This is a genomic window from Mesobacillus sp. (assembly GCF_049588175.1).
Classification (GTDB): domain Bacteria; phylum Bacillota; class Bacilli; order Bacillales; family Cytobacillaceae; genus Mesobacillus.
This window is the reverse complement of record NZ_JBAVFI010000745.1, coordinates 1-2,131: the sequence shown is the minus strand read 5'-3', so window position 1 is coordinate 2,131 and position 2,131 is coordinate 1. Positions and strand designations below refer to the sequence as shown.

At 46.1% G+C, this 2,131-nt stretch carries 1 protein-coding gene and 2 pseudogenes; all 3 read right to left on the bottom strand.

Annotated features, from left to right (window positions below; translation table 11 throughout):
• Positions 1–294: pseudogene (locus WB217_RS18110) on the bottom strand (hypothetical protein); the annotation flags it as partial.
• 421 nt (positions 295–715) lie between these two features.
• Positions 716–967 (bottom strand): methyltransferase, encoded by a 252-nt coding sequence (locus tag WB217_RS18105; RefSeq protein WP_423994698.1) that lies wholly within the window; start codon positions 965–967, stop codon positions 716–718.
• Positions 960–2,131: pseudogene (locus tag WB217_RS18100) on the bottom strand (type VII secretion protein EssC); the annotation flags it as partial. The gene WB217_RS18105 and the pseudogene WB217_RS18100, both read right to left, overlap by 8 nt.

Sequence of the window (2,131 nt, the reverse complement as noted above, 5' to 3'; positions counted from 1 at the left end):
TAATACTTTGTATGGAGTTCCAGGAGGAAGCTCTTTTTCGATATTTGATGAAAGCTTTGCCTTCAATTCTTCCGACCACTTGGCGGGGATGTAATTATCATTGATGACATTCTTATCATTTTTATCCTCCTGTGCCAGGAAAACAACCTCTTGATTCCCCTCTGGATACACGGTCAACTTATCCTTGCCGTACATCTGAGCCAGCATCTTGCTGCCTTCTTTTACACCCTCAACAGAAAACTTCTGGTCATACTTTTCTTCTAACTTTGCTAAAACATTACTTTCGGAACTCATGCAACCCGCTCCTCCCACGATCGTAAAAACTGTCATGATCAGTAATCCAAATCTTTTACGCAATCCATCCACTTCCCTTGAAGTTTAAATTCAACCTAATAGTCTAGCTTTTTACGGTCTCTAAAATCGCTGAAAATGTTGTTTTATTTCTTTGGAATCCTTTATTTCCATCAAATCATCTAGCTAGTGGTTTCATACACTTTGGCCTCCAGGTTTGACCTATCGATCCTGTTCACAATGGATGTCCTGATAAAATCAAAACATTATCAGAACTTTCCACAAATCCAACTGGTATACGATCGTTTTTCGCTCAAGCCAAGCAAAGGCACCGGTACAGCTGCAATGTTCCACTTTTTCATTCATTTCCCAGTGCCTTTGTTGTCTTTTCGTAAAAGTCATTTCGGAAGCAGGAGAACCGTCCCTATATCAGCATCAACTTGGCGCCGTTGGCGAGGCTGAGTTCTTCAATTGTTTGGTTGATGTTTAGCACTGCTCCGGTTTTTCTGTCGCAGAGGATGGTGTCGGCTGTTGCAGAGAAGTATCCTTCTGATAGTTCGGTCATGGTTCCTGCTAGCAGGAATACGACTTCGTGGAGCTTGCTTTTTGGCGGCAGGAATACGTCATAGGACTTTTCCGATGCCGGGATGAATACTTCGACGAGTACCTTATCCATGGTAGGCTACCTCCTCTTCCTTGCTTTCAACTGAGGTTAATAGCTTCACGAGTGCTGCTTTTCCTTTTACGACGACATAACCGAATCCTTGCGGGATTTCCTGGTACATGTCATTCGTTATTTTCCCGATCTTCATCACATATTGATCTGTGATGCCATTGCCCACCCAGATAAAATCGCTGAGTGAAACTTGCTGTTTAAACCAGCCTTCAAACGAGATGGCGCTAAGTTTATCTGCACTGTCCGAAATAATCAGGTTCACATTTAGGCCGTTTCCTTTTTCGAGGAATACCTTCAGCTTATCCTGGCCATCCGGTGATAAAAACATCATGACGTCCGAGAAGGAATCAATGATGCAGGTGATGTTGCCGAATATTGGCGGCTGCTCGCCTGCTTCAATGGCGTCCTTCGTCGTATTGTTCCTGTGCACAAGTGTGTTGAAGAGATGGATGATTGTCTGTTCCAGCTCAGCAGGAGTGGAAATATACTTGTATCCCTGCCTGCTGCCAGCCGCAAAGTGCTGATTAGGGTCAAGCACCATCAGCTCGCGGCCTTCACTGGCGGCGAATACCTCGGCTACCCCTTGGATAAAACCAGTGCACTGGTCATTCTGCAAGGCAGTGACGACATTCACATACGAGCCAAGGAAATCAAAGCGCGCGGTCTTAAGCGAGTTTTTCTCGATTCCCACCGGTACCCGGTTGCTGTTCATATTTCTTTCTTCATCTCGCAGGTACTCTGCATCCACCCTTTCAGGCAGGATTGGCACCCTTCTCGCGGCTGGCTGCGTCCATGACTCACGCTGGCGTTTGCAATAGTCCGTAATGAAAGCATACATATTGTCGATATCGCTTGTTATATGAGCGGTCTGGAATTCGTAGGTCGTGTCCGCCTTAAAGATTCCGCGGCCTTTGGACTTCGACGGGTAGACACCATCGACATTCCCGAGCACACCGGAGTATTCAGATTGATCATTCAGCTGGAGCACATACATCTGCTTAAAGTTCTGCAGCAGCCTGTAACGGATGGAGCCAGTGTTGATGGCAGTCACGATGAAGTAGATGCCGTATTTCAATCCTTCGCGCGTCAAGAAGGACACTGCCTCCTCCAGCTCCTCAAACATCTCAGAGAAGGCTGCGTAATTGTGGATAGCCACAATTAGTG

What these genes read in the sequence shown, in the direction of transcription:
- WB217_RS18105 (WP_423994698.1), bottom strand. Translation starts at nt 967, where the DNA reads ATGGATAAGGTACTCGTCGAAGTATTCATCCCGGCATCGGAAAAGTCC.